This window comes from Streptomyces cellostaticus (assembly GCF_001513965.1).
Taxonomy (GTDB): Bacteria; Actinomycetota; Actinomycetes; order Streptomycetales; family Streptomycetaceae; genus Streptomyces; species Streptomyces cellostaticus.
In genome coordinates, this window is record NZ_KQ948099.1 from 2369 (window position 1) to 5311 (window position 2943).

Genomic DNA, 2943 nt, shown 5'->3' on the forward strand with positions numbered 1-2943 from the left:
CGCAGGCGGTTGCGGCGCTGCGGTATCTGCAGGCCGCCCGGCACCTGGGCAAGGTCGTACTGAACGTCCCGGCCGAGTGGGACCGGCAGGGCACTGTCCTGGTCACCGGTGGAACCGGAACGCTGGGCGGGGAGTTGGCCCGGCACCTGGTGGACGTCCGCGGGATGCGGCATCTGCTGCTGATGTCGCGGCGCGGTCCGGCGGCGCCGGGGGTTGCCTGTCTGGTTGCGGAGTTGGCGCAGTCGGGCACGGAGGTGCGGGTGCAGGCCGGCGATGCCGCCGACCGCGACGCCCTCGCCTCGGTGCTGGCGAGGATCGCTCCTGAACGGCCGTTGACGGCGGTGGTCCATGCCGCCGGTGTGATCGACGACGCCACGGTGGAGTCGCTGACACCTGAGCGCATGGCGACTGTCCTGGCTGCCAAGGCTGATGCGGCCTGGAACCTGCACGAGTTGACCGAGGGCACCGGCCTGGCCGGGTTCGTGCTGTATTCCTCGGCTGCGGCTGTCATGGGCAGCCCGGGGCAGGGGAGTTACGCCGCGGCCAACGCGTTCTTGGACGCGCTGGCCGCCTACCGCCGCGACCGGCACCTGGCTGGTCAGTCGCTGGCCTGGGGGCTGTGGGCTCAGACCTCGGAGATAACCGGGCAGTTGGCCGGCGCTGACCTCTCCCGTCTGCGCCGTGGCGGTGTCCAGCCGCTGACGACCGAGCAGGGCCTCGCGTTGTTCGACGCTGCTACTGCGTTGGGTGCGCCGTTGGCGGTCCCGGCCCGACTGGACCTGACAGCACTGTCACGTCCGGGACGACCGCTGCTTCCGCTGCTGCGGGGTCTGGCCGTGGGCACTCCCGCCCGCCCGACCGCGGCCGTGGCTGCGGACGAGGGTGGCTTGGCGGCCCGGTTGGCCGCGCTCGGTTCCGCTGAGCGCGAGCAGGAGGTTCTGCAGATCGTCCGGGCCGCTGCCGCTGTTGTTCTGGGTCATGCCCGACCCGGGGACATCGATCCCCAGCGGGCCTTCCGGGACATGGGCATCGACTCCCTGACCGCGCTGGAGCTCCGCAACCGGCTCTCGGCCGAGACCGGCCTGAGCCTTCCCGCCACCCTGGTCTTCGACTACCCCGTTCCTCTGGAACTCGCCCGGCACCTGGTGACAGAGGTGTGCGGGACTGCCGAGGCCGCCAGGGCGGTGTCCGCGCCGGCAGTCCGCATCGGCACGGACGAGCCGGTGGTGATCGTGGGTATGGGTTGCCGGTTCCCGGGCGGGGTGGAGGACCCGGAGGGTTTCTGGCAGCTGGTCGCTGGAGGCTCCGACGCGATGTCGGGCTTCCCGGCGAACCGCGGCTGGGACGTGGCCGGCCTGTCTGACCCGGATTCCGGTGACGCGGGCGCGGCTATTGCCCCGGTGGGTGGGTTCCTTGACGGCGCTGGTGATTTCGATGCGGAGTTCTTCGGGATCAGTCCGCGTGAGGCGTTGGGGATGGATCCCCAGCAGCGGCTGTTGCTGGAGACGTGCTGGGAGGCACTGGAGGACGCGGGGATTGCCCCGGGTTCGCTGCGTGGCACCGACACCGGGGTCTACGCCGGGATCATCGCCTCGGGATACCGGGCCGGTGAGCAGGACGGTGCTGGTGGTTTTGGCCTGACTGGTACCACGGCGAGTGTGGCGTCGGGTCGGGTGGCGTACTCGCTGGGGCTGCAGGGTCCCGCGGTCTCGATCGACACGGCCTGCTCGTCCTCGCTGACGGCGATTCACCTTGCCGCGCAGGCACTCCGCTCTGGGGAGTGCGGGATGGCGCTGGCCGGTGGCGTCACGGTGATGGCTTCGCCTGGGACGTTCACTGAGTTCGCGCGGCAGCGAGGACTGGCCGCTAACGGCCGGTGCAAGCCGTTCTCGGATGCCGCTGACGGTACCGGGTGGGGTGAGGGTGTCGGTGTCCTGGTTCTGGAGCGGTTGTCGGATGCGCGTGAGCGTGGGCACCGGGTGTTGGCGGTCGTGGCGGGCAGTGCGGTCAACCAGGACGGGGCGAGTAACGGTCTGTCGGCGCCGAATGGTCCGTCGCAGCAGCGGGTGATCCGGGCTGCGTTGGCGAGTGCGGGGCTTCAGCCGGGCGACGTTGACGTGGTGGAGGCGCATGGCACCGGTACGGCGCTGGGTGATCCGATCGAGGCGCAGGCGCTGCTGGCGACCTATGGTCAGGATCGTCCGGAGGGTCGGCCGCTGTTGCTGGGGTCGGTGAAGTCGAACATCGGTCACACGCAGGCGGCTGCCGGTGTGGCTGGTGTGATCAAGATGGTGCAGGCGATGCGGCACGGGATGCTGCCTCAGACGCTGCACGTGGACGCTCCGTCCTCGCATGTGGACTGGTCGGCCGGGGCGGTGGAGCTGCTGACCGCGCCTCGGGAGTGGTCGGCGGGTTCTGGTCCGCGGCGGGCTGGTGTGTCGGCGTTCGGGATCAGCGGCACCAACGTCCACCTCATCCTGGAACAGCCCGCGCAGGACGTCCCTGCCGTGGATGCTCCTGTTCAGGATGGGCCGGAGTCTGTGGGTCCGGTGGCGTGGGTGGTGTCGGCGCGGTCTGCTGCGGCGCTGGCTGCGCAGGCGGGTCGGCTGGCGGAGTTCGTGGCGGCGCGTCCGGAGGTCGCGGCCAAGGATGTGGCGTTCTCTCTGGCGGTGACGCGGACGACGGCGTTCTCCCACCGGCTTGCGGTGGTCGGCCAGGACCGTGCCCAGCTGCTGGAGGGCCTGACTGCCGCTGCCGCGGGCCAGGAAGCACCCGGGGTCGTGACCGGTGTGGTGACCGGGAGCGTTGGTTCGGCGTCGGTGTCGCGGCCGGTGTTCGTGTTCGCGGGTCAGGGTGCGCAGTGGGCCGGGATGGGTCTGCAGTTGTGGGGCGAGGAGCCGGTGTTCGCGGCGGCGATGGAGCGCTGCGCGCAGGCGTTGGCGC

The 2943-nt window shown here is 71.0% G+C and carries 1 protein-coding gene; it reads left to right on the plus strand.

The genetic code is table 11. From position 1 onward, the window contains the following. Window positions 1-2943: type I polyketide synthase (locus tag AQI88_RS42170; protein WP_159050602.1), on the plus strand; the 2943-nt coding region annotated here is incomplete at both ends.